Here is a 24,352-nt window from a genome sequence, read left to right as displayed (position 1 = left end):
GCGTGGAGTGGAACTGCAGTGGAATGAGAGGCGCCTATGAATGATGGTGGATGAAACCATACATGAACAATACGGATAAGCAACCCCGGGGCCCGGCCTCGGGCGAATGCGCCATCCTCGTGCGCGCGCCCTTGTGCCTGCCTGAAAAGGATCGATTCGGGCAATGGCCAGCAGGGCGTCCTGTCAGGCTGTATTGAGGATATCTTGAGGCAATTCTGAGGCTCATCAATCCTTGACGGGATGCCCTCATCGCCCTCGTCGTCGAGGCGGCGGGATGGATGTATCGGGCTGACGCGCATATTACTATCGGCTGCTCTATTCCTCATGCCCGGATCCTATTCAGGGCTTGTGCAGGCGCCCTCGGGTGCGACTCATGCGCTGAGGGGTGTGCCCCGCAGTGATATGCGGGGCACACCCCTCAGGTGGTGCGTGATGCCAGTGGTGCGCCGGGCCTCAGCCCTGACGGGCCTTGAACCGCGGGTTCTTCTTGTTGATGACGTAGGTGTGGCCGCGGCGGCGCACGACCTTGCTCCCGGGCTGCTTGGCCAGGGAGCGGATGGAGGCGCGGACTTTCATCCTGGGTTCCTTCCTGCTCGGGGTGGTGGTCCGGGCCCTGCCCGGGAGTGGCGGTGTCCCGGGCTGCGCCCGGTCCGCAGGGGTGCTCAGCGCTGTCGCCTGCCGTAGCGGCGCTCGAACTTCTCCACCCGCCCGGCGGTGTCCAGGATCCGCCCCTGCCCGGTCCAGAAGGGGTGGGAGGCGCTGGAGACCTCGACGTCGATGACCGGGTAGGTCCGGCCGTCCTCCCACTCGATGGTCTCGGCGGAGGTCAGGGTCGATCGGGTGAGGAAGGCGAAGTCCGCCGCCTTGTCGCGGAAGACGACGGGGCCGTAGTCGGGGTGGATGCCGGGTCTCATGGGCGGGCTCCTGGGTGCTGGGGGCTGGCGTGGCGGATCGGGGCGCTGCGGGACGGCGGTGGCGGGGTGCCGGCGTGACTGCCCGGCGCCGTCACCACGATGACTTCCTGATCCCGGGAAGCTCGCCGCGCAGCGCCATCTCGCGGAAGCGCACCCGGGAGGTGCCGGTGACGCGCAGGTGGCCGCGGGGGCGGCCGTCCACGGCGTCGCGCCGGCGCAGGCGCGTGGGGGAGGCGTCGCGGGGCAGGGCGTGCAGGGCGGCCATGGCCTCCTCGCGCTCGGCCCGGCTCAGGTGGGGGCTCACGCTGGCGCGCTTGAGCTCGGCGCGGCGCTCGGCGTAGCGGGCCACCACCCGGCTGCGGCGGGCCTGCGCGGCGATCTTGGACTTCTTGGCCATCAGCGCGACTCCTTGAACTCCACGTGCCGGCGCACGACGGGGTCGTACTTGCGCACCACCAGGCGGTCGGGGGTGTTGCGGCGGTTCTTGCGGGTGACGTAGGTGAAGCCGGTGCCCGCGGTGGAGACCAGCTTGATGATGGGGCGCAGGTCCTTGGCGGTCTTGCTCACAGCCTCTCCCCCCTTGCCAGCATCTCGGCGACGACGGCGTCGATGCCCCGCTTGTCGATGGTGCGGATCCCCTTGGCCGAGACCGTCAGGCGCACGGTGCGCCCCAGGGAGGGCACCCAGTAGCGCTTGTGCTGGAGGTTGGGGCTCCAGCGGCGCGAGGTGCGTCGGTGGGAGTGGGACACGGACTTGCCGAAGACCGGCGCGGCCCCTGTGACTTGGCAGTAGGTGGTCATGCCGTGCATTATTGAGAACGATTGTCACTCTCGTCAACTGGATGGAGGATGCCGTGCCCGACACCACCCACTCCCTGGCCCTCATCAGCGCCGTCGACCCCGCCCTGCTGAGCCTCATCGACCTGGCCCTCAGCGGCGAGGACGCCGTCGTCATCCGCGCCCGCCTGCTGCCCCAGGAGGGCCCCGAGGGCACCGTCCGCCTGGTGAGCACCGGCGGCCTGGACCAGGAGCCGGTGTCGCTGGACCTGCCCATGCCCACCCACTGCCACACCTGCTCGCTGCGCGAGGTGCTCGTGGCCGTGGCGCAGGACCGCGCCATCCAGGACCCCGGCGGCACCACAGTCATCCTCCTGCCGCCGGCCATCGAGCTCGTCCACCTCGTGCCCCGCCTGGCCCGGGAGCTGGAGGAGGCCGGGCGGGCCGAGGGCCTCGACCTGCGACTGGCCGGCGTCGCCCACGCCCTGGAGGCCCACACCGCCCAGGACGAGCTCCTCGAGCACCACCCGCTGTCCGAGCGGGGCCTGGAGGCCCACCCCGAGGACGCCCGCTGCACCGGGGAGGTCCACATGGTCAACCTCGGCTACGCCGACCTCATCCTGTCCCTGGGGCAGGACGAGGCGGGGGCCGGAGCCGATCTCATCGAGCACCTGCGGCCCCACAGCAGCCTCCTGCTGCCCGGCCTGGACGCCCCGCTCCTGGACTGCCTGCTCGCCATCAACCACGACGCCGGGGCCGCCGTCGGCCGCGTCCACCCCGCCACCACCCAGGCCTGGGGCGGGCCCGACGGGCACGGGGTGTGGACCCTCGACCTGTTCGCCACCCTGCCCTTCCACCCCGGGCGGCTGCGCGAGCTCGTCGCAGACCTGGCCGGGCACGGCCTGTGCGCCCGCGGCTGCTTCTGGCTGCCCAGCAGGCCCGGCCGCGTCTGCGCCTGGGAGGTCGCCGGGGGCGCCCTCAGCGTGGGGGACGCCGGGAGCTGGGCCGAGGCCCCCGATCTGCCATGGGCGGGTGAGGGGCGGGCGGGGGCCCTGGACGGCGTCGGCCTCGTCGACGGCGCCGCCTCCTCCGGTGCTGGGCCCGCCTCGGGCGGGCCGGACGCGGATCGGGGCGGGGCCGCCCCCGGGGAGCCGCGCTGCCACCTGGTGGTCACCGGGGTGGGGGACCCCCGGGTGCGCGAGCAGGTGCGGCAGGCCTTCGACAGGGTGCTGCTGCGCAGCGAGGAGATGTCCCACGCCCTGGCCTGGATCGGCGTCGACGACGGGCTGGGCGACTGGTTCGGGGGCGAGGGCTGAGCCGATCCCCGCCCGCGCCGGGCGGTGCCGGGCGATACCGCCCGGCGCGCCACCGCGCGGCGCGGTAGGGTAGGCGCGTCGCGACTGGCGCGGGGTGGATCACCACCGGGGAGCGGCACGAATCACCAGACTCCGGGGTCGCTCGCCTGGGCCGCGGGTCGCCTCTTCTCGCGCACCCGCCATGCCGTGCGCCCCACCACGGAGGAAGAACATGACTGCCGATGCCACGACCCCGTCCCTCAACCAGCCGCTGGCCGAGCTCGACCCCCAGATCGCCGCGGTCCTCACCGGCGAGCTGGAGCGCCAGCGCGGAACCCTGGAGATGATCGCCTCGGAGAACTTCGTGCCGCGGGCGGTGCTGGAGTGCCAGGGCTCGGTCTTGACCAACAAGTACGCCGAGGGCTACCCCGGGCGCCGCTACTACGGGGGCTGCGAGGTCGTCGACGTCGCCGAGTCCCTGGCCATCGAGCGCGCCAAGGAGGTCTTCGACGCCCAGTGGGCCAATGTCCAGCCGCACTCCGGCGCCCAGGCCAATGCCGCCGTCCTGCACGCCCTGGCCAACCCCGGCGACACCATCCTGGGCCTGTCCCTGGCCCACGGCGGCCACCTCACCCACGGCATGAGGATCAACTTCTCGGGCAAGAACTACCGGGCCACCGCCTACGGCGTGGATGAGACCACCCACCGCGTGGAGATGGAGCAGGTGCGCCAGGCCGCCCTGCGCGAGCGCCCCACCGTCATCATCGCCGGCTGGTCGGCCTACCCCCGCCACATGGACTTCGCGGCCTTCCGCTCCATCGCCGACGAGGTCGGCGCCGCCTTGTGGGTGGACATGGCCCACTTCGCCGGGCTCGTCGCCGCGGGCCTGCACCCCAGCCCCGTGCCCCACGCCGACGTGGTGTCCACCACCGTCCACAAGACCCTCGGCGGCCCGCGCTCGGGCATGCTGCTGTCCAACCGCGCCGAGCAGTGGGGCAAGAAGCTCGACTCCGCGGTCTTCCCCGGGCAGCAGGGCGGCCCCCTCATGCATGTCATCGCCGCCAAGGCCGTGGCCATGAGGATCGCCGGCACCCAGGAGTTCGCCGAGCGCCAGGCCCGCACCATCGAGGGCGCCAGGATCATCGCCGAGCGCCTCCTGGCCGACGACGTGCGCGCCGCCGGCGTCAAGCTCGTCACCGGCGGCACGGATGTCCACCTGGTCCTGGTGGACCTGGTCGACTCCGCCCTGGACGGCCAGCAGGCCGAGGACCTCCTGCACACCGCGGGCATCACGGTCAACCGCAACGCCGTCCCCTTCGACCCGCGCCCCCCGCGCGTGACCTCCGGCCTGCGCATCGGCACCCCCGCCCTGGCCACCCGGGGCTTCGGCGCCGCCGAGTTCACCGAGGTCGCCGACATCATCGCCACCGCCCTCATCCACGGGGCCGCGGGCACCGCCGACGAGGAGCTGCTGGCCGGCCTGCGCGGGCGCGTGGACGCGCTGACCCGGGCCTTCCCCCTCTACCCGGGGCTGGACCAGTGAGGGCCCCCTGGGGCGGTGCCGCCCGCGTGCTGGACGGCACGGCGGCCGCCGCCGCCATCAAGGCCGAGCTGGCCCAGCGCGTGGCCGTCCTGCGCGAGCGCGGCATCGTGCCGGGCCTGGGCACCGTCCTGGTGGGCCAGGACCCGGGATCGGTGCGCTACGTGGCGGGCAAGCACGCCGACTGCGCCGAGGTCGGCATCACCTCCCTGCGCGAGGACCTGCCGGCCACCGCCGCCCAGGAGGAGGTGGAGGCCGCCATCGACCGCCTCAACGCGGATCCGGCCTGCACCGGCTACATCGTCCAGCTCCCCCTGCCGGCGGGGATCGATGCCAACGCCGTCCTGGAGCGCATCGACCCCGACAAGGACGCCGATGGCCTGCACCCCACCAACCTGGGGCGGCTGGTCCTGCGCGGCTCGGGGCCGATCACCTCCCCGCTGCCCTGCACCCCGCGCGGCTGCATCGAGCTGCTCACCCGTCACGGCATCGACCTGCGGGGCAAGGACGTGTGCGTGGTGGGCCGCGGGGTGACCGTGGGCCGCTCCATCGGCCTGCTGCTGGGGCGCAAGGAGGTCAACGCCACCGTCGACATCTGCCACACGGGCACGCAGGACCTCGCCGACCACGTGCGCCGCGCCGACGTCGTCATCTCGGCGGCGGGCAGCCCCGGCATCATTCGGCCCGAGATGGTGGCCCCCGGCGCCGTCGTGCTGGACGTGGGAGTCTCGCGCGTCGTCGACCCCACCACCGGCAAGGGGCGGATCGCCGGGGACGTGGCCGATGGGGTGGACGAGGTGGCCTCCTGGCTCTCGCCCAACCCCGGGGGAGTGGGGCCCATGACCCGCGCCCTGCTGCTGGCCAACGTCGTCGAGACCGCCGAGCGCTCCACCACCCCCTGACTTTCGACAATTTGCATGAGATCGGCGTTCTCCGGGCCTGGAGAAGTACGATCTCATGCAAATTGTCGAAAGGTTGGGGGCTAGTAGGTGATCTCGAAGCGGCGGGCGCGCAGGCTCCCGGCCTGCCGGTCGGTCAGCCTCACGCTCGAGACCGAGGCCCAGTCCGGGCCGTGGTAGAGCCAGGCCACCAGGCGGGCCACATCATCGGCCGGGCCCTGGGCGAGGACCTCGACATCCCCGTCAGGCAGGTTGCGGACCTCGCCCACCAGCCCCAGGTCCTGGGCCTCCTGAGCGCAGTGGAAGCGGAAGCCCACGCCCTGGACCCGGCCGGAGATCAGGGCATGGATCGTGCGGATGCGGGGCGCGGTGTCAGCCATGGGTCCATGGTGGCCCACCCCGTAGGCTGGCGTCATGCGAATCGCCACCGTCAACGTCAACGGCATCCGCGCCGCCGCCCGCAAGGGCATGGGCCAGTGGATGACCGACTCCGCCCCCGACATCCTCCTGCTCCAGGAGGTGCGCGCCGATGAGCGGATCGCCGCCGGCCTCCTGGAGGGGTACACGGCCGCCACCTGGCCCTGCCGCATCAAGGGCCGCGCCGGGGTCAGCATCGCCGTGCGCGAGGGCGGCCCGGCCGCCATCGGCGAGCTGCGCCACGGCGTGGCACCCCCCGGGGCCCAGGAGCCCGACGTCGACTCGGGCCGCTGGCTGGAGGCCGACCTGGCCCTGGCCGACGGCTCCGCCCTGACCGTCATCTCCGCCTACCTGCACTCCGGGCAGCTGGGCACCGAGAAGATGGACCAGAAGTACGCCCACCTCGACCTGGTCGATGCGCGCATGGCGGCCCTGCTCCAGGCCGCGCAGCAGGGCGGCCCCCAGGTGCTCATGGCCGGCGACCTCAACGTGGTGCGCTCCGAGCGCGACATCAAGAACTGGAAGCCCAACCACAACAGGATCGCGGGCGTCATGGATGAGGAGATCGCCCACCTGGAGTCCTGGTTCTCCTCGGGCTGGGTGGATGTCTCCCGCGCCCTGGTGGGCCCAGACGCCCAGGGGCCCTACACCTGGTGGTCCCAGCGCGGCAAGGCCTTCGACAACGACGCCGGATGGCGCATCGACTACCAGGTCGCCACCCCGGCCCTGGCCTCGCGGGCCACGGGCCTGCGCATCGACCGCGCCCCGGATTACGCCTCGCGCTGGTCCGACCACGCCCCGCTGGTCATCGAGTACGACGGCGCCTGAGCCCAGCGCCCCGGCCCCCGCCCGCCGCAGCGGAGGAGGGGCCGGGGCGCATCGGGGTCCGGCTCAGTACCGGATGGCGTCGATGGGGCGGATGCGCACCGCCACGATCGCCGGGATGAGGCCCGCCAGCGCGCCGACCGCCGTGGCCGACAGCAGCCCGATGAGCGCGGCGCTCATGGGGAAGGGCGGGCGCACATGGGGCTCGATGCCCAGGATCGGGGAGAAGGGCACCACCCGCATCCCCACGATGGCGATCGCGATGCCCACGATGCCCGCGATGACGGTGGCCACCACCGACTCCATCATGATGGAGAAGAAGATCCGCCGGCTCGTGGCCCCGAAGGAGCGCCGCACCCCGATCTCGTTGATGCGCTGGCGCACGGTCACCAGGGAGATGTTCACCAGGCTCAGGGCCCCCAGGATCATGACGAACAGCCCGGCGATGGTCACCACCCGGGTGAAGCCGCTGGCCGAGTCGATGCCCCCCGAGCCGTCAAGGTTGGAGCGGATCTGAGCCGAGCCCGTGCCGAACTCCGCATTGAAGGCGTCGCGCGCCAGAGTGCGCATCTGGCTGTCCCCGTCCTTGCCGACCCACAGCTCCAGGGTGGGGGAGGGGCGCGTGAAGTCCTTGGGCAGCAGCGGCTCCAGGGAGTCGCTCAGCACGTAGGCCGTCAGCGGCTCGGGGACCGGAGTGCCGGTCTCATCGGTGTACTGGGGCTCGGCGGGCAGCACGCCGACGATGGTGAAGGTGGCGCGCATGGGGGCGTAGGCCTCGATGGTCACCGGGGCCGTCAGCTCCTCGATGCCCAGGCGCTCCAGCACGCTGCTGGAGACCACCAGGGAGGGGGACAGGTCGTCGGCGTCATCCTGGGTCAGCCAGCGCCCCTGGTCGGCGTAGGCCCTGTGGATCTGCTGGTAGCCCTGGCTGACCGCCGTGGTGGAGACATTGGCGGGGCCATCGGGCAGGACCAGGCGCAGGGGCAGCTGGTAGGTGGTGGCCCAGTGGCTGACCTGGTGGCGCTCGACGAAGGTGTCCATGGCCGTGAGGATCCTGGCGGTCTGCCTGTTCGCGGCTGCCGCGTCACCGCCGCCCGATGCGCCCGTCCCCGCCTCGGGACCCGGCCCCGCCGCGGGGCCCCCGGCCTGCGCCGGGGCCGCGGCGCCCGGCTCCTGGCCGGTGTCCTCATCGGTCTTGGTGGGCGTGACCGTGACGCTGACCGTCCCGGGCTGCCCGGAGTAGCGCGCCAGGTACTCCTGGATGGCCTGGACGCTGACCTCCCCGAATGCGATGACGAAGGTCATGGAGGCCACCGCGGCGGCGACCCCGACCAGGGACAGCAGGACCCGCAGCTTGCCGATCCTCACCTGCCCCCAGGCCTCGACCAGGGAACCGAAGATCTCGCTCATAGCGCTCCTCCTAGGGGTGCGGGGGCCGGTGCCGCTCCGGGCACGATCTCCTGGAACTCCTCCAGGGAGCCGACCCGGTGGGAGGAGACCTCGATACGGGTGAGGACCCCGTGGTCGAGCCGGTACTGGGTGCGGGCGCGGGCGGCGACCGCCAGGTCGTGGGTGATCATGATCAGCGCCGCCCCGGTCTGCTCGCACTGGGACTCCAGCAGGCCCATGACGGCGTTGCCGGTGTCCACGTCCAGGGCGCCGGTGGGCTCATCGGCCAGGATGATGCGGGGCCTGCGGGCCAGGGCCCGGGCGATGGCCACGCGCTGCTGCTCGCCGCCGGAGAGCCGGTCGATGCGCCCGCCGATCTTGGAGCCCAGGCCCACGGCCCCCAGCAGTTCCTCGGCGCGCGCGGTGCGGCCCCAGAAGGCGGTGCCGTGGGCGTAGAGCAGGGGTGCGGCCACGTTCTCGGTGGTCGACAGGCCGGGGATGAGGTTGAAGGACTGGAAGACGAAGCCGAAGGCCTGGCCCCGCGCCCGGGCGCGGCGGCCCTCGCCCATGCGGGTGGTGTCCTGCCCGTTGAGCAGGTAGTGGCCGGAGGTCGGCTTGTCCAGCAGGCCCAGGATGTTGAGCAGGGTGGACTTGCCGGTGCCCGAGCGGCCCACGATGGCGATGTGGTCGCCGGGCTCGACCCGCAGGTCGATGCCCTTGAGGATCTCCAGCGGCTCGCCGTCGGGCATCTCGAAGGTGCGTGTGACGCCGCTGATGTCCACCAGGGCGGTCATGAGGTGATCTCCTCGCCCTTCTCGTCGTAGCAGATCGAGCCGTCGGGCTCGCAGGTGTTGGGCTCGCCCTTGCGCTTGATGTCCTTGCCGGGGACGAACTGCAGGATCGTGTCCCCCTCGGACAGCCCCTCGGTGACCTGGACCTGGGTGCCGTCGTTGATGCCCAGGGTGACATCGGTCTTGACCGCCGAGGCCGGATCGGCCGGGTCGGACAGGACCCAGACGCTTCCGGTGGAGTAGTTGCCCTCGATCGCCGAGACCGGCACCAGCAGGGCGCCGGTGGCCGAGCCGGCGTCGATGTCGATGGTGGCCTTCAGGCCGGGGAAGACCTGCTGGTCGGCCGGCACGGTGCAGCGCACCTCGACCTTGTCGCCGTCCGCGGGGGTGGCGGCGGAATCCCCGGGCGCGGGGTTGGCGCCTGCGGTGGTGGGGGACTCCTTGGTGCCCACCTTGAGATCGGTGCAGGAGAAGGGCGCGGGCCCGGAGTCCACCGAGACGCTGGCCTCGGAGGGCGGGCTGGTCAGGCGGTACTGCTGGGAGGCCTTGAGGCTGCCCTTGGCGGAGTAGGTGCCGGGCGCCACCGTGGCCACCACCGTGCCCACGGGGGTCTCCTGGTCCCGGATGACCTTGTACTTCACCGTGCCCGAGGCGGGGGCGTAGACATCGACCCAGGTAGTCTTGGGCTCGGACTGAGTGGTGCGCGGGTTGCCCTCCTCATCGGTGGAGGTCACGGGCTCCTGGGCCTCGACCTTCTTCAGGGTCATGATCGGCTCGCCCGCGGCCACGGTGGCGCCGTCCTCGTAGATGAGTCGCGCCACGGTGCCGGCCAGGGTGGACTTGGCCTCCACGGGGGCGTCCTCGACGATCTGGCCGTCGATGCTCACAGCATTGGAGATGTCACCGGTGCTCACCGTCACCGTCGGGGCCGCGGTGGTGAAACTGGGGTCGGTGCCCTCCGATGCGGAGCCTCCGCTGGAGGGGAAGAAGGCGATCTTGGTCAGTGCCGCGGCGATGACGACGGCGATGAGCACCTTGATCGTGGGCATGACATAGCGTTTCACGGCGCGTCCTCTTTCGATGAGGCGGGTATCGGGTATCAGGAGGGGTGGGCCCATCGTAGGCGCGGTGCCCGCCTCATCGGATCCTGCCGCAGCAGGACACGGGGCTCCTCCGAGTGGTCGTCCCCGCCCCCCGCGGCCATCCTTCCGGGGGACGCCAGGAGGCCCGGCCTCCTCCTGGGGGAGGAGATGCCGGGGAGTCGTGCGGGTGGCGGGATGCTCCCGCCACCCGCACGCGATCGTGATGAGGATGTGACCGGGGCCCGGTGCCGCCCGCGTGGCGTGGGCCGCGCCGCCCTCAGGCCAGGCGCCCGGCGGGGGCGCTGGGGACGGCGTTGAGGAAGGCCGGGGGGCGGAAGCCGGCGGTGGCGTAGGCCCGGGCGACGGCGCGGGCCACCTCCGGGACGGCCTCGGCGTCCACCAGGGCGATGGCCGAACCGCCGAAGCCCCCACCGGTCATGCGGGCCCCGTGGGCCCCCGCGGCCCGGGCCGCCTCCACGGCGGTGTCCAGCTCGGGGCCGGTGCACTCGTAGTCCACGCGCAGGGACTCGTGCGAGGCGTCCATGAGGGCGCCGACGGCGGCCAGCGACTCCCCGCTGAGGGCATCGGCCTCCTGGAGGAGGGCCACCAGCTCCCTGGTGCGGGCGATCTCGGTGACGACGTGGCGCACCCGGCGCACCAGGACCTCCGCGCGCTCGGGATCCGGGCCGCCGTCCTGCCCGGCGCTGCGCCGCAGGCGCTCCAGGGCCTCGTCGAGGTCCTGGGGGTCGAGGTCGGCGAGCAGGTCGACGCCCAGGATCCGGGCCGCCTCCTCGCAGGCCTCGCGCCGCGCCCCGTACTGGCCGTCGGTCAGGGAGTGCTCGGCCCTGGTGTCGATGACCAGCAGGGCCAGCCCCTGGGAGGCCAGGTCGAAGGGCACATGCTCCACCGAGCCGTCACGGCAGTCGAGCTCCAGGGCGTGGCCCTCGCGGCAGCGCAGGGAGGCGGACTGGTCCATGCCCCCGGTGGGGGCGCCGGCCATCTCGTTCTCGGTGCGCACGCACACCCCGACCAGCCGGGCACGCCCGGCGTCGTCGGGCTGCTGGACGGGCCCGGCCAGCCCCAGGCCGGCCGCCTCGTCGATGGCGACCGCGGCCGAGCACTCCAGGGCCGCGGAGGAGGACAGGCCCCCGCCCAGGGGTACGCAGGAGACCAGGGCGGCGTCGAAGCCCGGCAGGCCGGTGAAGCCCTCGCGCTCCAGGGACCAGGCCACCCCCGCGATGTAGGAGGCCCACTGGGTGACCTCCCCGGGGGTGCCCTTGGGGCCGATCGCGTCGAGGTCGAGGACCTCGATCGCCTGGGCGTCCCGGGAGGAGACCAGGCGGATGGTCCGGTCCTGGCGGCGGCGCAGGGCCAGGTAGGCGCGGTGGGGCAGGGCGATGGGCAGGGCCAGGCCCCCGTTGTAGTCGGTGTGCTCGCCGATGATGTTGACCCGGCCCGGGGCGTACCACACGCCGTCGGGCTCGACGCCGAAGGCCCGGCGGAACAGGTCGGTGGCCGCCCCGGCCCCCTCCTGGGGCTCCAGGGCGGGGGAGAAGGCGGGCTGTGCGGGCGAGGGCGACGGTGCGCTCATGGGCTCTCCTGAGGTGGTGCGGAGCGTGGGTGGTTCTGCTGGTGGTTGCGTGAGCGGTTGCTGGTGGGCGGACAGGGCGGGCTGGAGGGGTCAGGGGGCGATCCGCAGGGCGGCCCCCGACTCGTCCAGGGCGGTGGTGGTCCCGGCGTCGGGCTCGGCATCGGTGACCAGGACGCCGATGTCCCGGGTGGGGCAGAAGGAGCGCAGGCCCAGCACCCCCCATTTGGAGGCGTCGATGGCGGCCACCACGGTGCGCCCGGTGGCGACCAGGGTCTGGTTGGTGGAGGCCTCCATGAGGTTGGGGGTCATGAGCCCGGCCTCGGGGGTGAAGCCGTGAGCGCCCAGGAAGACCCACTCCACGCGCAGGGTGCGCAGGGAGTCGACCGCCACCGGCCCCACCAGGGCATTGGAGGGGGTGCGCTCACCTCCGGTGAGGATGATCGAGGGGGGCCCGTGGCCCTGGGCGCGGGAGGCGTCGGCGGCGTCGAAGAGCAGCTGCGCGGCGGGCAGGGAGTTGGTGATGACGGTCAGGGTGGGGAAGTGGTCGAGCTCGGTGAGGGCCTGGGCCAGGGCCAGGGTCGTCGTCCCCCCGGAGAGGGCCAGGGAGTCCCCGGGGCGCACCAGCCGTGCGGCCTCCGCGCCGATGCGGCGCTTGGCCTCGGGGTGGAGGGTGGACTTGGCCTGGAAGCGGGGCTCCAGGGAGGTGGCGCCGGCGGCCACGGCACCGCCGTGGACCCGCTCGACCCTGCCCTGGGAGACCAGCTCGGTGATGTCGCGGCGCACGGTCATCTCCGAGATCCCCAGCTCCTCGACGACGTCGGCCACGCGCACGCCGCCGGTGGCCGCCACGCGCTCCAGGATGTGCTCCTGGCGCTGGCGGGCGAGCATGGGCGAGGGCCGGGGGTCTGCGGTGGTGGAGGTGCTGCGCACGGAGACCATCCTGCCAGATGCCCCAGGCCCGCACGAGTGCGCACAGAGTCGAACACCTCGGTGCGCCTCCTCGCGATCCGGCGCGGGCCCCGTCCCCGTGTGTGATCGGCGGCCCTCGGGCGTGATCGCCGCCGGGTAGGACCTTGGTGCCTTTGCACGGTAGGGTGTTGGGGGCCCTATCGCAGCGATCGCGCCTGCGCTCACCGCGGGGAGCCGCTGATGGCCTGGCCGGCGCCGCCGGCGGGGCCTCGGGGCTGTTGAGGGCTTCCCGGGGGCGCCATGCGGCGCTCCTGGACGGACAGAGGTAAGGAGGCTGGGGATGAATGTTCCCGCACCCGATGCGGGCCAGTGCGTGATCGGCGTGGCCATCGCCCTGCCCGAGCCGGAGGCCGCCAGGGTCCGCGCCGTGCGCGAGGCCGCCGGCGACCCCCAGGCCCTGGTGGTGCCCCCGCATATCACCCTCCTGCCGCCCACCGCCGTCGAGATCGCGAGCATGGGGGCCATCACCGCCCACCTGGAGCGGGTGGCCGCCCGCACGGCGCCCTTCCCCCTCCGCCTCCAGGGGGTGGGCACCTTCCGCCCGGTCAGCCCGGTGGTCTTCCTCGAGCTCAGCCGCGGGGCGCAGCAGTGCCACGACCTCCAGGGCGCCGTGCGGGACCAGGACGGCCCTCTGGGGCTTCCCCTGAGCTTCCCCTTCCACCCCCATGTCACCCTGGCCCACGAGATCGACGACGCGGCCCTGGACAGCGCCGCTGGCGCTGCGGCGGACCTGGACATCCGCTTCACCGCCTCCCGCCTCCACCTCTACCGCTTCACCGGCCAGGGGGGCTGGCGGATCGTCGCGGCCCCCGCCTTCGCCGCCGCGGCACAGGCGCTGAGCCTGGCGCACTGAGTGAATCGAGTGAACCGCATGGAGCATGTCAAGGCCTGGGCCGCCCGTCTCATGGACCTCTACCAGCGCTCGCGCCTTGGGCGCGCGCTGGCGCGCTACTCCATGGCGCGCGGGGGCCTCATGGCCGGTGGGATCGCCTACACCGGGCTCTTCTCCGTCTTCTCGACCCTGGCCATCGGCGTGACGGTGCTCATGGCCGCCATCGGGGGCAGACCGGCCCTGCGCGATGCGGTCATCTCCTCCATCGACTCCACCCTGCCCGGCGTGGTGGACACCGGCGATGGCGGGCTGGTCACCATCGAGCAGCTCACCCTCGACTCCGCGCTCAACGCGGGCTCCATCGTGGCGGGCCTCGTCCTGCTCTACTCCGCGGTGAGCCTCATGGGCACGATCAGGATCGCCCTGCGTGCCATGTTCGGCATGGTGCACCAGACCAGGGGCTTCGTGACCATCCAGGCCGCCAATCTGCTGTGCTTCGTCGTGGTCATGACTGCTGTCCTGGTCACGGCGGTCTCCTCCGTGGCCACCTCCCTGCTGGCCGGCAGCCTCAACCAGGACCTGGACGTGCCCGCCGCCCTGACCGGCCCCGGAGCGCGGGTCGCCGGCCTGGGGCTGTCCTTCCTCATCGACGCCGCCGTGCTGGCCCTGGTCATCACCGTGTGCGGCATCCGCCCTCCCCGCCGGGACCTGGTGCAGGGCTGCGCCCTGGGCGCACTGGCCTTCGGGGTGCTGCGCCAGGCCGGCAGCAGCGGGGTGGGCTCGGCGGCCGACAACCCGCTGCTGGCCTCCTTCGCCGCCATCATCGTGCTCATCGTGTGGATGCACCTGGCCAGCCGCGTGCTGCTCCTGGTGGCGGCGTGGATGGCCAACCCGCCCCGGCCCCAGGCGGTGGACCACCCCGATGAGGTCCATGCCCATGAGCGCCCCAACTACGTGACCCTGAGCGTGCCCGCCACGCTGGCCTGGCCGCGCCAGGCCATAACCGGGAACCTGGATGCCGACCCCACTGAGCATCCCGACTACGTCGCGCCGGTGCCCGTGGAGGAGGGCGCGGCCCGGGCGGCCACGCCTGCGCCGGACGCCGAGCCCGTGCGGGGCGCTGCCAAGAGGGGGCGGGAGGCCCTCGACGGCGTGGCGGACGACCGCTGAGGCGGTGATCATCCGGTGACGCCAGTGCTCGGCCGGGCAGCAGCCGGCCGGGCTCGGCATGGGCGCTCCGGAGCTGTGGCCCGGGACTCAGGGGGCGGTGCAGAGGGCCGTGCCGCGAAGGCGGCTACCCTGGCGCGATGAGCGATGACCCTCGCGGCGCTGCACCGCGCGACCACGACCCGTCACCGACCGGCCAGGCCGGCCCCGCCGTCCGGACCGATGCGGCCGGCCCCGCCCGGGACGGCGGTGAGCCGGAGCGCCCGGTGCACGTCATCATCCCCGCCGGCGGCGCGGGCACGCGGCTGTGGCCCCTGAGCCGCCGGGAGCGGCCCAAGTTCCTCCTGGACCTCACCGGGGCGGGGCGCACCCTCATCCAGGCCACGGTGGAGCGCCTGGCGCCCCTGGCGGCCAGCACCACGATCGTCACCGGGCAGGCCCACCTCTCCGCCGTCGCCGAGCAGCTGGGGCAGGTGCCGCGTGAGAACCTGCTGGCCGAGCCCGCCCCCCGCGACTCCATGGCGGCCATCGGCCTGGCTGCGGCGATCATCGCCCGGCGCCACGGAGAGCGGGCCGTGGTCGGCTCCTTCGCCGCCGACCACACCATCGCCGATGAGCGGGCCTTCCGCAACGCGGTGCGCCAGGCCTGCGCCCTGGCCCGTCAGGACTGGGTGGTCACCATCGGCATCGAGGCCACCGGCCCCTCCACCGCCTTCGGCTACATCCACGCCGGCGAGCCGCTGGGCGTGATCGGGGCGCCCGAGGGGCGCCGGGTCCTGGGCTTCACCGAGAAGCCCGACGCCGCCACTGCGGCCGGCTACCTGGCCAGCGGCGACTACCGCTGGAATGCGGGCATGTTCGTGGCCCGCGCCGGGGTCCTCCTGGACCACCTGGCCCGCTACCGGCCCGCTCTGGCCCAGGGCCTGCGCGCCATCGCCGCTGCCTGGGACACCCCCGGGCGGGAGGAGGCTCTGGCCCGGGTGTGGCCGGGCCTGGAGGCGGTGGCCATCGACCACGCCATCGCCGAGCCCGCCGCCGCCGTGGGCGCTGTGGCCACGGTGCCGGCCTCCATGGGCTGGGACGACGTCGGCGGTTTCGAGGCCCTGACCCAACTGGTGGCCCCGCGCACCGAGGGCTCCGCCGCGGGCGCCTCGGTCCTGGAGCTGTGGGAGGAGCGGCACGAGGGGGCGGGCGGGCGCGAGCGGGTGGAGGCCATCGACTCCCAGGGCGCGCTGGTGGCCACTGCCACGGGGCGGCGGATCACCCTCCTGGGGGTGCCGGGGCTGGTCGTCGTCGACACCCCCGATGCCCTGCTGGTGACCACCCCCGACCGCGCCCAGGAGGTCAAGGCGGTGGTCGATCGGCTCAAGGAGGCCGGCCGCGGTGATCTGCTCTGATCCCATGCGGTCGGGGCCGGTTCCCGGGCTGCCCATTGACCAGGGCCTGGCTGATGCGTGGGACGCTGCTCCTGACTGGCCCGCGTCGACCTGGAAGAGTGTTCTCGGGTGATCTGGTTCAGGCGCTCTCGAAAATGCTGCCGGTTGAGAGGATGGACCGGGATCGTCCGCTGGTGATCGTGATGTGCGTCTTCTCAGTGATGTGCTGCCTCCTTTTCTCAGCACTTGCTTTCATCGGAGGAGGCTTCGCTAACTCTTTCGGGCCGCCTATGTCGCGGTGCTTTTCGTGGTGTGCATTATATTGAAGGGTCGGACGAGGGGGTGAGGTGCTGCGATGGAGGCGGTCATCGAGTCGGCCAAGGGGTCCACGGCGCGCTGCAATGTGGAGGACCTACCGTTGTCCTTCTGTCATCTCCAGCGGCTCCTGTTCACCTTCTCATCCAGGGCGGACCTGCGCGCCAAGCTCGCGGGCGGGCGCGCCCTGGCCATCGTTCTGGACGTCCTGGAGCCCACCGGCGAGGAGCTCACCGACGGCTCCTGGCCCTGGAGCACCGCCGCCCCCACCACACAGGCACCGCCCATCAGTCACTCATGACTCATCAAAAGTGACGAAGATAACTGCCGGCCGGCAGTAGTGCGCGCATCTGCTCCCACCTGACCAGGTATGGAGCAGCATGCTGCTGGAGGTGACCGACGGCGGCCTCGGGGCTTCAGCGGCCCGGGCAGGGCCTCGCCCAGGGCGTGGAGCAAGGAGCCCGGGGGACCGCGTATTCTAGACCATGTGCACAGGCGCACCGATCTGTGCCCCATATCCTGTCACGGAGGTACCCATGAAGAAGGCTCACTCTGCGATGGCGCTCGGCTGCGCCGCCGCCCTGGCCCTGAGCGCCTGCGGCGCCGCCCCCGAGCAGGGCGCGAGCTCGGGCAATGGCGCGGGGGGCGACTTCCTGGCCTGCATGGTCTCGGACGAGGGCGGCTTCGACGACCAGTCCTTCAACCAGTCCGGCCGCGAGGGCCTGGAGAAGGCCGAGGCCGACCTGGGCGTGTCCATCAAGACCCTGGAGTCCGAGAGCGCCGCCGACTACTCCACCAACATCGACAGCCTCATCCAGCAGGACTGCGACATCATCTTCGGCGTCGGCTTCAACCTCGCCGCGGACCTGACCACCGCCGCCCAGGCCAACCCCGATGTCGAGTTCGCCCTCATCGACGCCAGCTTCGCCGACACCTCCGGGAGCACCGTCGAGGTCGCCAACGGCAAGCCGCTGCTGTTCAACACCGCCGAGTCCGCCTACCTGGCCGGATACGCGGCCGCCGCGATGTCCAAGTCCGGCACCGTGGCCACCTACGGCGGCATGGCCATCCCCACCGTCCAGATCTTCATGGAGGGCTTCGCCAAGGGCGTGGCCAAGTACAACGAGGACACCGGCAAGTCCGTCAAGGTCCTGGGCTGGGACCCCTCCAACCCCGAGGGCGGCTCCTTCGTCGGCAACTTCTCCGACACCGCCAAGGGCCAGGCCCTGACCAACCAGTTCATCTCCCAGGGCGCCGACGTCATCATGCCCGTGGCCGGGCCGGTGGGCCTGGGCACCCTGTCCACCGTCAAGGAGAGCTCCGGTGAGGAGCTCGTGGTCTGGGTGGACTCCGATGGCTTCGAGTCCACCGACGGCGGTGAGATCATCCTGACCTCCGTGGTCAAGGAGATCGGCCAGTCGGTCTACGACACCGTCAAGGAGGCCTCCGGCGGCTCCTACAGCGCCAAGCCCTACATCGGCACCCTGGACAACAGCGGAGTGGCCCTGGCCCCCTTCCACGATCAGGACTCCAAGGTCCCCGCCGATGTCAAGGCCAAGATCGAGGAGCTGCGCAAGCAGATCGTCGACGGCACCATCGACGTGAGCACCCCCTACGACCCCTCCTGAGCGGATGGGCCGCGCCCGGCCCAGCACCCCGGGCCGGGCGCGGCCCGATGCACTGACCGACACCACTACCTGGGAGGCGAGCACAGCGTGAAGCTCGAGCTGCGCGGGATCACGAAGGCCTTCGGACCGCTCGTGGCCAATGACCACATCGACCTCACCGTCGAGCCCGGACAGATCCACGCCCTGCTGGGGGAGAACGGCGCGGGCAAGTCCACGCTCATGAACGTGCTCTACGGGCTCTACCAGCCCGATGCGGGCCAGATCCTCATCGACGGCGCCCCGGTGTCCTTCTCCGGCCCGGGGGACGCCGTGGCCGCGGGCATCGGCATGGTCCACCAGCACTTCATGCTCGTGCCCGTCTTCACCGTGGCCGAGTCGGTGGCCCTGGGCTACGAGCCCGCCGGGCGCAGCGGGATCATCGATGCCCGGGCCGCCCGGGACAGGGTGCTGGAGATCTCCCGGCGCTTCGGCTTCGACGTCGACCCCGAGGCGCGCATCGAGGACCTGCCCGTGGGCGTCCAGCAGCGCGTGGAGATCATCAAGGCGCTCTCGCGCCAGGCCCGGATCCTCATCCTCGATGAGCCCACCGCCGTGCTCACCCCCCAGGAGACCGACGAGCTCATCGCCATCATGCGCGAGCTCAAGGCCTCGGGAACCTCCATCGTCTTCATCACCCACAAGCTCCGCGAGGTCCGCGCGGTCGCCGACACCATCACCGTCATCCGCCGCGGCCGCGTCGTGGGCACGGCCGAGCCCACGGCCCCGGCCAGCCACCTGGCCGGGCTCATGGTGGGCCACGACGTCTCCCTGACCGTCGACAAGGAGCCCGCCGCCCCGGGCCCCGAGGGACTGACCCTGGCCGGGGTCACCCTGGTCGAGAACGGCACCATGCTGCTCGACGACGTCGACCTCCACGTCCGCAACGGCGAGATCCTGGGCATCGCGGGCGTCCAGGGCAACGGCCAGACCGAGCTGAGCGAGACCATCCTGGGGCTGCGCCGGCCCACCACCGGCACCATCGCCTTCGGCGGCACGCAGGTCACCGGCCACGGCGTCCACCAGCGCCTGCGCTCAGGCCTGGGCTTCGTCCCCGAGGACCGGGCCGACGACGGCATGGTCGCGGAGTTCTCCGTGGCCCAGAACATGATCCTGGACCGCTACGACGACCCCGCCTTCGGGGCCGGGCCCAGCCTGTCCCCGACCAAGGTGCGCCTCAACGCCGAGACCCTGCGCGAGGAGTTCGACGTGCGCGTCACCGACGTGGGCGACCCCATCTCCACCCTGTCGGGCGGCAACCAGCAGAAGGCCATCCTGGCCCGCGAGCTCTCCCGCCCCCTCAAGGCCCTCGTGGCCTGCCAGCCCACCCGCGGACTGGACGTGGGCTCCATCGAGTTCGTGCACAAGCGCATCGTCGCCGAGCGCGACACCGGCACCGCCGTCCTCATCATCTCCTCCGAGCTCGATGAGATCTACGCCCTGTCCGACAGGATCGCCGTCATGTACCGCGGGCGGATCGTCGGCATCGTCCCGCCCGACACCCCGCGCGACGTCCTGGGCCTCATGATGGCCGGGGCCAGCGCCGACCAGGCCCAGGCCCAGGCGGGATCCACCGACGGCGCCGGCCCTGACACCCGCCCGGATGCGGGCCCAGAGGAGAAGTGATGAGCCAGGAGACAGCCTCCCCAGCCCCCGGCGCCCAGGAGACCCCGGGCGCCGCTGACAAGGACCGGCCGCCGGCCGCGGCCGAGCGGCCCCCGCTGCTGCGCCAGGTCACCGAGTCTACCGCCCTCATGGGCATCCTGGCCGTGCTCAGCGCCCTCATCGTGGGCAGCCTGCTCATCCTCATCGCCGACCCCCAGGTGCGCACCACCGCGGGCTACTTCTTCGCCCGCCCCAGCGACTTCCTCTCGGCGGCCGGCACCTCCCTGAGCGAGGCCTACGCCGCCCTGCTGCGCGGTTCCCTCCTGGACTGGCGCGCAGCCACGCTCCACCGCGCCATCCGGCCGCTGACCGAGACCCTGACCATCGCCACCCCCCTCATCCTGGCGGGCCTGGGCATGGCGGTGTCCTTCCGGGCGGGCCTGTTCAACATCGGCGGGCAGGGCCAGCTCATCCTGGGCGCCATCCTGGGCGGTTATGTGGGGATCGCCTGGGGACTGCCCCCCATCCTCCACCTCCTGGTGGCCATGGCCCTCGCCGCGCTGGGCGGGCTGCTGTGGGGCGGCCTGGCCGGAGTGCTGCGCGCCAGGACCGGGGCCAGCGAGGTCATCGTCACCATCATGCTCAACTCGGTGGCCGGCTACCTCCTGGCCCAGGTCCTGACCCTGGACGCCTTCATCGGGGAGGGCAACTCCAATCCCAAGTCGATCTACATGCAGGGCACCGCCCACTACCCCCGACTGCTGGGCGAGTCCTTCCGCCTGCACGCGGGCTTCGTCGTCGCCCTGCTGGCCGCCGCGGCCGTGTGGTGGATGATGGAGCGCTCCTCCCTGGGCTTCCAGTTCCGGGCCACCGGCCTCAACGCCAACGCCGCGCGCACCGCGGGCATGAACGTGCCCCTGGTCACCGTCCTGGTGATGATGGTCTCAGGCGCCCTGTGCGGGCTGGCGGCCACCGCCCCCGTCCTGGGGACCGAGCAGCACCTGAGCCTGTCCGTGGCCGGGACCATCGGCTTCGACGCCATCACCGTGGCCCTGCTGGGACGCTCCACGCCGCTGGGCACCGTCCTGGCCGGCCTCCTCTTCGGCGCCCTGAGGGCCGGGGGCACCCTCATGCAGGCCGCCACCGGGACGCCCGTGGATATCGTGCTGGTCCTGCAGTCCACCATCGTGCTGTTCATCGCAGCCCCGCCACTGGTGCGCGCCATCTACCGGCTGCCCGCCCAGGGCTCCTGGAGGCGCCAGCACGAGAACCGCATCCCGGCGACCGCCGCCCAGGAGGCCTGAGCCATGAGCACCACCACCCGCACCACGCACGGCGCCCCGGGCCATCCCGCCGCGGCCGCCCCCGATGCGCCGGCCGAGCTGGCCGTGCGCGAGCCCATGGCCCTGAAGATCCCCGTCACCGGCATCATCGTCCTTGCCCTCCAGGCGCTCATGATGCTCAAGTCCCACGGGCACACCACCTTCCAGCTGGCCACGGGCAGCGACTTCCTCCAGCTGCCCTCCCTGAGCCTGCCCGCCAAGGCGGTCATCATCGTCATGGCGGCTCTCAATGCCGCCGCCACCGCCCGGGCCCTCCAGCTGGCCAAGGCGCGCGGCCGCATCACCGCGGTCATCAAGGCCGTCATGGCCCTGGCCTTCGTCCTGTCCTTCCTGACCTGGGTGGGCGCAGGACGCGAATCCGTCATCCCCCTGGTGACCATCCTGTCCTCCACCCTGGCCCTGAGCGTGCCCCTGGTCTTCGGCTCCCTGGCCGGGCTCATCGGCGAGCGCTCGGGAACCATCAACATCGCCATCGAGGGCCAGCTGCTGGGCGGGGCCTTCCTGGGCGCCGTCGTGGCCTCCCTGGCCTCCAACCCCTGGGCGGGCCTGGTGGCAGCCCCCTTCGCCGGCATGCTCGTGGCCCTGCTCCTGGCACTGTTCGGGCTGAAGTACCGGGTCAACCAGATCGTGGTCGGCGTGGTGCTCAACGTCCTGGTCCTGGGACTGACCGGGTTCCTGTTCTCCACCGTCCTGTCCGAGGACCCCTCGGGCCTCAACGCCGCCATGCGCCTGCCCACCCTGGCCATCCCGGGGCTCTCCGCGATCCCGGTCATCGGGCCGGTGCTCTTCCGCCAGACGATCCTGGTCTACCTCATGTACGCCGCCGTGGCGATCCTGTCCGTCATGCTCTTCCGCTCCCGCTGGGGCCTGCGCATGCGCGCCTGCGGGGAGCACCCCAGGGCGGCCGACACCGTGGGCATCAATGTCATGCGCACCCGCGTGGCGAACCTGGTCCTGGGCGGGGCCCTGGCCGGCCTGGGCGGGGCCTTCTTCACCCTGGGGTCCGGGCTGTCCTTCACCAAGGACATGGCCGCGGGCAACGGCTACATCGCCCTGGCGGCCATGATCCTGGGAGGCTGGCACCCCCTGGGGGCCCTGGGCGCCTCCCTGCTCTTCGGCTTCGCCACCTCGGTGGGGCAGACCCTCTCGGTCATCGGCAGCCCCATCCCCGCCAACATCATCCTCATGTTCCCCTACGTGGTCACCATCTTCGCGGTGGCCGGATTCGTGGGCAAGGTGCGCGCACCCGCTGCCGAGGGGGTGCCCTACCCGTGAGCGCCGCGCAGCGGGCCGCCGCCCCGGACTGGGAGCGGCTCAGGCTCCTGGCCATCGAGGCCATGGAGCGGGCCTACGCCCCCTACTCCCGCTTCAAGGTCGGCGCCGCTGCCCTGGTCGACGACGGGCGCCTGGTCTCGGGCTGCAATGTGGAGAACGCCGGCTACGGGGTGACCCTGTGCGCCGAGTGCGGGCTGGTCTCCGAGCTGGTGCGCACCGGGGGAGGGCGCCTGACCGCCTTCGCCTGCGTGGACGCCCGCGGCGAGCCCTGCGCCCCCTGCGGGCGCTGCCGCCAGCTCCTCAGCGAGCATGCCGCCCCCGGCATGGAGTTGGCCATGCCCGGGGGCATCATGACCATTGACGAGGTGCTGCCCGAGCGCTTCACCCGTGACAGCCTCTCCGCCGCTCAGCGGCCCGCACCCACTCCCGCCCACCAGGAGGCCCGCACATGACCAGCGCACCCGCCGTGGAGCCCTTCGACGCCGTCGACGTCATCGCCTGCAAGCGCGACGGCGGGAGGCTCAGCCGGGACCGGATCGACTGGGTGGTGGACGCCTACACCCGTGGGGTGGTGGCCGAGGAGCAGATGAGCGCCCTGGCCATGGCCATCTACCTGCGCGGCATGGAGCCCCAGGAGATCGCCGACTGGACCCGGGCCATGATCGACTCCGGTGAGCGCATGGACTTCTCCGCCCTGGACCGCCCCACCGCCGACAAGCACTCCACCGGGGGAGTGGGGGACAAGATCACCCTCCCCCTGGCGCCACTGGTGGCCGTCTTCGGCGTCAGCGTGCCCCAGCTCTCCGGGCGGGGACTCGGCCACACGGGGGGAACCCTGGACAAGCTGGAGTCCATCCCCGGCTGGAGGGCCGAGCTGAGCAACGACCAGATCATGGAGATGCTGGGCGAGCGGGGCCCCGGCGCCGTCATCTGCGCCGCCGGGGCCGGCCTGGCCCCGGCCGATAGGAGGCTCTACGCCCTGCGGGACACCACCGCCACCGTCTCCTGCATCCCGCTCATCGCCTCCTCCATCATGTCCAAGAAGATCGCCGAGGGCACCGGGGCCCTGGTCCTGGATGTCAAGGTCGGCAGCGGCGCCTTCATGAAGGAGCTGGACCAGGCCAGGGAGCTGGCCCGCACCATGGTGGGCCTGGGCGTGCAGGCGGGCGTGGTCACCCGGGCGCTGCTGACCGACATGTCCGTCCCCCTGGGCCTGACCGTGGGCAATGCCCTGGAGGTGCGCGAGTCCCTGGAGGTCCTGGCCGGTGGCGGGCCGGATGACGTCGTGGAGCTGACCGTGGCCCTGGGCCAGGAGATGCTCGCCGCCGCCGGGCGGCCCACCGGCCGCGATGAGCTGCGCGCAGCCCTGGGCGATGGGCGCGCCATGGACGTGTGGCGGGCCATGGTCTCCCGCCAGGGCGGGGACCCCGACGCCGCTCTGCCGCGCGCCGCCCACACCGAGGTGCTCACCGCCCCCAGCGATGGCGTGCTCACCGGGCTCGACGCCCTGGCCGTGGGCGTGGCCGCCTGGCGCCTGGGCGCCGGCCGTGCCCGCAAGGAGGACGCCGTGCAGGCCGGGGCCGGCATCGAGCTGCACGCCAAGCCGGGGGAGGCGGTGCGGGCCGGCGCGCCCCTGGCCACCCTCCACACCGACACCCCCGAGCGCTTCGAGCGGGCCCTCCAGGGCCTGCGGGAGGGGGTCGTCGTCTCCCCGGCGCTCTCCCAGGAGGCCGAGGCGGCCCAGGCGCTCCGGGGCCGGGGCGTCATCATCGAGCGCATCACCGACGAGCCGGCCTGAGCCGGTTCGAACCGGGCAGATCAGTCCCGTGACGATGCTCTCCGCGTCGCTAATAGTTCTAAGATGTTAAGAGTTGCCGGTTCTGCGCTTACAGTTGCAGGAACCGGTATCGGTATCGGTGTCGATATGATGAACGGAGAGGATGGGTGGCAGGCCACTGTCTCCAATATCGCTGCAACCGTAGCCGGGACTGTTGCTGGCACTGCGGCGGGTTCAGTAGCGGGCGCAGCGATTGGTACAGCTGTTTGCCCGGGTGTGGGAACTGTGGCTGGATTTGTTGTAGGCGCCGGAACCGGATTTGTTGTTTCCACGTTCACGGATGAGACGGTCGATTCGCTTATCGAGGATAAGCAGGGTATAGTGGCTCTTCGTGTTTGAGGGTGTGGTAGGTGGGGCTTATCGGCGCTTTTAGGTGGTTGCGAGGTGGTCCTTGAGTCGTCCGGCGTGGATGAGGCTGCGGGTGGTGTAGTTGGTGAGGTTGCGGAATCC

The 24,352-nt window shown here is 72.2% G+C and carries 26 protein-coding genes and 1 riboswitch; of the genes, 15 read left to right on the top strand and 11 right to left on the bottom strand.

Going from position 1 to position 24,352, the window contains the following annotated elements; translation table 11 throughout:
- Positions 1–453: 453 nt before the first annotated feature.
- The 5 genes from ykgO to rpmB all read right to left on the bottom strand — a co-directional run bounded on the left by ykgO (position 454) and on the right by rpmB (position 1,714).
- Complete coding sequence (gene ykgO / locus J5X07_RS07120; RefSeq protein ID WP_017194831.1) at positions 454–576, bottom strand: type B 50S ribosomal protein L36; 123 nt, start codon at positions 574–576, stop codon at positions 454–456.
- An 86-nt stretch (positions 577–662) separates the two neighbouring features.
- A complete protein-coding gene (locus J5X07_RS07115) occupies positions 663–914 on the bottom strand; it encodes a type B 50S ribosomal protein L31 (protein WP_124932544.1) in 252 nt (83 codons plus the stop codon).
- A 91-nt stretch (positions 915–1,005) separates the two neighbouring features.
- Entirely contained in the window at positions 1,006–1,311 is a 306-nt protein-coding gene (rpsN, locus tag J5X07_RS07110) for a 30S ribosomal protein S14 (RefSeq protein ID WP_124932543.1), read from the bottom strand.
- Positions 1,311–1,481 (bottom strand): 50S ribosomal protein L33, encoded by a 171-nt coding sequence (rpmG, locus tag J5X07_RS07105; RefSeq protein ID WP_124932542.1) that lies wholly within the window; start codon positions 1,479–1,481, stop codon positions 1,311–1,313. The genes rpsN and rpmG overlap by 1 nt, the downstream gene beginning before the upstream one ends.
- Positions 1,478–1,714 carry a 50S ribosomal protein L28 gene (rpmB, locus tag J5X07_RS07100; RefSeq protein WP_185731933.1) on the bottom strand — a complete coding sequence of 79 codons (237 nt, stop codon included), beginning with the start codon at positions 1,712–1,714 and terminating at the stop codon, positions 1,478–1,480. The genes rpmG and rpmB overlap by 4 nt, the downstream gene beginning before the upstream one ends.
- Before the next feature lie 53 nt (positions 1,715–1,767).
- Between rpmB and J5X07_RS07095 the strand changes: the two genes are divergently transcribed.
- The 3 genes from J5X07_RS07095 (at position 1,768) to J5X07_RS07085 (ending at position 5,427) form a co-directional block, all read left to right on the top strand.
- Positions 1,768–3,006 carry a CobW family GTP-binding protein gene (locus tag J5X07_RS07095; RefSeq protein ID WP_341769429.1) on the top strand — a complete coding sequence of 413 codons (1,239 nt, stop codon included), beginning with the start codon at positions 1,768–1,770 and terminating at the stop codon, positions 3,004–3,006.
- A gap of 70 nt (positions 3,007–3,076) precedes the next feature.
- A riboswitch (ZMP/ZTP riboswitch) is annotated at positions 3,077–3,165 on the top strand.
- A 52-nt stretch (positions 3,166–3,217) separates the two neighbouring features.
- Positions 3,218–4,528 carry a serine hydroxymethyltransferase gene (gene glyA / locus J5X07_RS07090; RefSeq protein WP_208479155.1) on the top strand — a complete coding sequence of 437 codons (1,311 nt, stop codon included), beginning with the start codon at positions 3,218–3,220 and terminating at the stop codon, positions 4,526–4,528.
- A complete protein-coding gene (locus J5X07_RS07085) occupies positions 4,525–5,427 on the top strand; it encodes a bifunctional methylenetetrahydrofolate dehydrogenase/methenyltetrahydrofolate cyclohydrolase (protein WP_208479154.1) in 903 nt (300 codons plus the stop codon). Before glyA ends, J5X07_RS07085 begins: the two co-directional genes overlap by 4 nt.
- Positions 5,428–5,507: 80 nt before the next feature.
- On the opposite strand, the gene J5X07_RS07080 is transcribed toward J5X07_RS07085, so the two are convergent.
- Positions 5,508–5,804, bottom strand: a complete 297-nt coding sequence (locus J5X07_RS07080) for an acylphosphatase (protein ID WP_208479153.1) — start codon at positions 5,802–5,804, stop codon at positions 5,508–5,510.
- A 34-nt stretch (positions 5,805–5,838) separates the two neighbouring features.
- Here J5X07_RS07080 and J5X07_RS07075 point away from each other — a divergent pair, with 34 nt between their 5' ends.
- Complete coding sequence (locus J5X07_RS07075) at positions 5,839–6,669, top strand: exodeoxyribonuclease III (protein WP_124932537.1); 831 nt, start codon at positions 5,839–5,841, stop codon at positions 6,667–6,669.
- A 63-nt stretch (positions 6,670–6,732) separates the two neighbouring features.
- On the opposite strand, the gene J5X07_RS07070 is transcribed toward J5X07_RS07075, so the two are convergent.
- From J5X07_RS07070 to J5X07_RS07050, 5 genes are all read right to left on the bottom strand, one after another.
- Complete coding sequence (locus J5X07_RS07070) at positions 6,733–8,076, bottom strand: ABC transporter permease (protein WP_208479152.1); 1,344 nt, start codon at positions 8,074–8,076, stop codon at positions 6,733–6,735.
- On the bottom strand, positions 8,073–8,849 hold the full coding sequence (locus tag J5X07_RS07065; protein ID WP_124932535.1) for an ABC transporter ATP-binding protein: 777 nt from the start codon (positions 8,847–8,849) through the stop codon (positions 8,073–8,075). The genes J5X07_RS07070 and J5X07_RS07065 overlap by 4 nt, the downstream gene beginning before the upstream one ends.
- Positions 8,846–9,910 carry an efflux RND transporter periplasmic adaptor subunit gene (locus tag J5X07_RS07060; protein WP_341769428.1) on the bottom strand — a complete coding sequence of 355 codons (1,065 nt, stop codon included), beginning with the start codon at positions 9,908–9,910 and terminating at the stop codon, positions 8,846–8,848. The genes J5X07_RS07065 and J5X07_RS07060 overlap by 4 nt, the downstream gene beginning before the upstream one ends.
- A gap of 295 nt (positions 9,911–10,205) precedes the next feature.
- Entirely contained in the window at positions 10,206–11,519 is a 1,314-nt protein-coding gene (gene galK, locus J5X07_RS07055; protein WP_208479150.1) for a galactokinase, read from the bottom strand.
- Positions 11,520–11,609: 90 nt separating this feature from the next.
- Positions 11,610–12,407 (bottom strand): DeoR/GlpR family DNA-binding transcription regulator, encoded by a 798-nt coding sequence (locus J5X07_RS07050; RefSeq protein ID WP_208479222.1) that lies wholly within the window; start codon positions 12,405–12,407, stop codon positions 11,610–11,612.
- Between the two features lie 361 nt (positions 12,408–12,768).
- Between J5X07_RS07050 and J5X07_RS07045 the strand changes: the two genes are divergently transcribed.
- From J5X07_RS07045 to J5X07_RS06995, 11 genes are all read left to right on the top strand, one after another.
- Positions 12,769–13,341: a 2'-5' RNA ligase family protein gene (locus J5X07_RS07045; RefSeq protein ID WP_124932532.1), complete on the top strand. Its 573-nt coding sequence runs from the start codon at positions 12,769–12,771 to the stop codon at positions 13,339–13,341.
- Positions 13,342–14,490, top strand: a complete 1,149-nt coding sequence (locus J5X07_RS07040; RefSeq protein ID WP_424924100.1) for a YihY/virulence factor BrkB family protein — start codon at positions 13,342–13,344, stop codon at positions 14,488–14,490.
- A gap of 137 nt (positions 14,491–14,627) precedes the next feature.
- Positions 14,628–15,884 carry a mannose-1-phosphate guanylyltransferase gene (locus J5X07_RS07035; protein WP_208479149.1) on the top strand — a complete coding sequence of 419 codons (1,257 nt, stop codon included), beginning with the start codon at positions 14,628–14,630 and terminating at the stop codon, positions 15,882–15,884.
- 334 nt (positions 15,885–16,218) lie between these two features.
- Positions 16,219–16,479 (top strand): hypothetical protein, encoded by a 261-nt coding sequence (locus J5X07_RS07030; RefSeq protein WP_208479147.1) that lies wholly within the window; start codon positions 16,219–16,221, stop codon positions 16,477–16,479.
- Positions 16,480–16,714: 235 nt separating this feature from the next.
- Positions 16,715–17,806, top strand: a complete 1,092-nt coding sequence (locus J5X07_RS07025; protein ID WP_208479145.1) for a BMP family lipoprotein — start codon at positions 16,715–16,717, stop codon at positions 17,804–17,806.
- A gap of 87 nt (positions 17,807–17,893) precedes the next feature.
- Positions 17,894–19,468 (top strand): ABC transporter ATP-binding protein, encoded by a 1,575-nt coding sequence (locus J5X07_RS07020; RefSeq protein WP_124932529.1) that lies wholly within the window; start codon positions 17,894–17,896, stop codon positions 19,466–19,468.
- Positions 19,468–20,751: an ABC transporter permease gene (locus J5X07_RS07015; protein WP_124932528.1), complete on the top strand. Its 1,284-nt coding sequence runs from the start codon at positions 19,468–19,470 to the stop codon at positions 20,749–20,751. The genes J5X07_RS07020 and J5X07_RS07015 overlap by 1 nt, the downstream gene beginning before the upstream one ends.
- A gap of 3 nt (positions 20,752–20,754) precedes the next feature.
- Positions 20,755–22,065, top strand: a complete 1,311-nt coding sequence (locus J5X07_RS07010) for an ABC transporter permease (RefSeq protein ID WP_424924099.1) — start codon at positions 20,755–20,757, stop codon at positions 22,063–22,065.
- The gene (locus tag J5X07_RS07005) at positions 22,062–22,517 is read left to right on the top strand and encodes a cytidine deaminase (RefSeq protein WP_280527784.1); all 456 of its coding nucleotides are present in this window, start codon (positions 22,062–22,064) and stop codon (positions 22,515–22,517) included. Before J5X07_RS07010 ends, J5X07_RS07005 begins: the two co-directional genes overlap by 4 nt.
- The gene (locus J5X07_RS07000; protein ID WP_208479142.1) at positions 22,514–23,863 is read left to right on the top strand and encodes a thymidine phosphorylase; all 1,350 of its coding nucleotides are present in this window, start codon (positions 22,514–22,516) and stop codon (positions 23,861–23,863) included. The genes J5X07_RS07005 and J5X07_RS07000 overlap by 4 nt, the downstream gene beginning before the upstream one ends.
- 63 nt (positions 23,864–23,926) lie before the next feature.
- The gene (locus J5X07_RS06995) at positions 23,927–24,241 is read left to right on the top strand and encodes a hypothetical protein (protein ID WP_208479140.1); all 315 of its coding nucleotides are present in this window, start codon (positions 23,927–23,929) and stop codon (positions 24,239–24,241) included.
- Positions 24,242–24,352 lie beyond the last annotated feature (111 nt).

Source organism: Actinomyces bowdenii (genome assembly GCF_017592395.1).
GTDB classification, from domain to species: domain Bacteria; phylum Actinomycetota; class Actinomycetes; order Actinomycetales; family Actinomycetaceae; genus Actinomyces; species Actinomyces bowdenii.
This window is presented reverse-complemented; position numbering and strand designations above follow the sequence as displayed.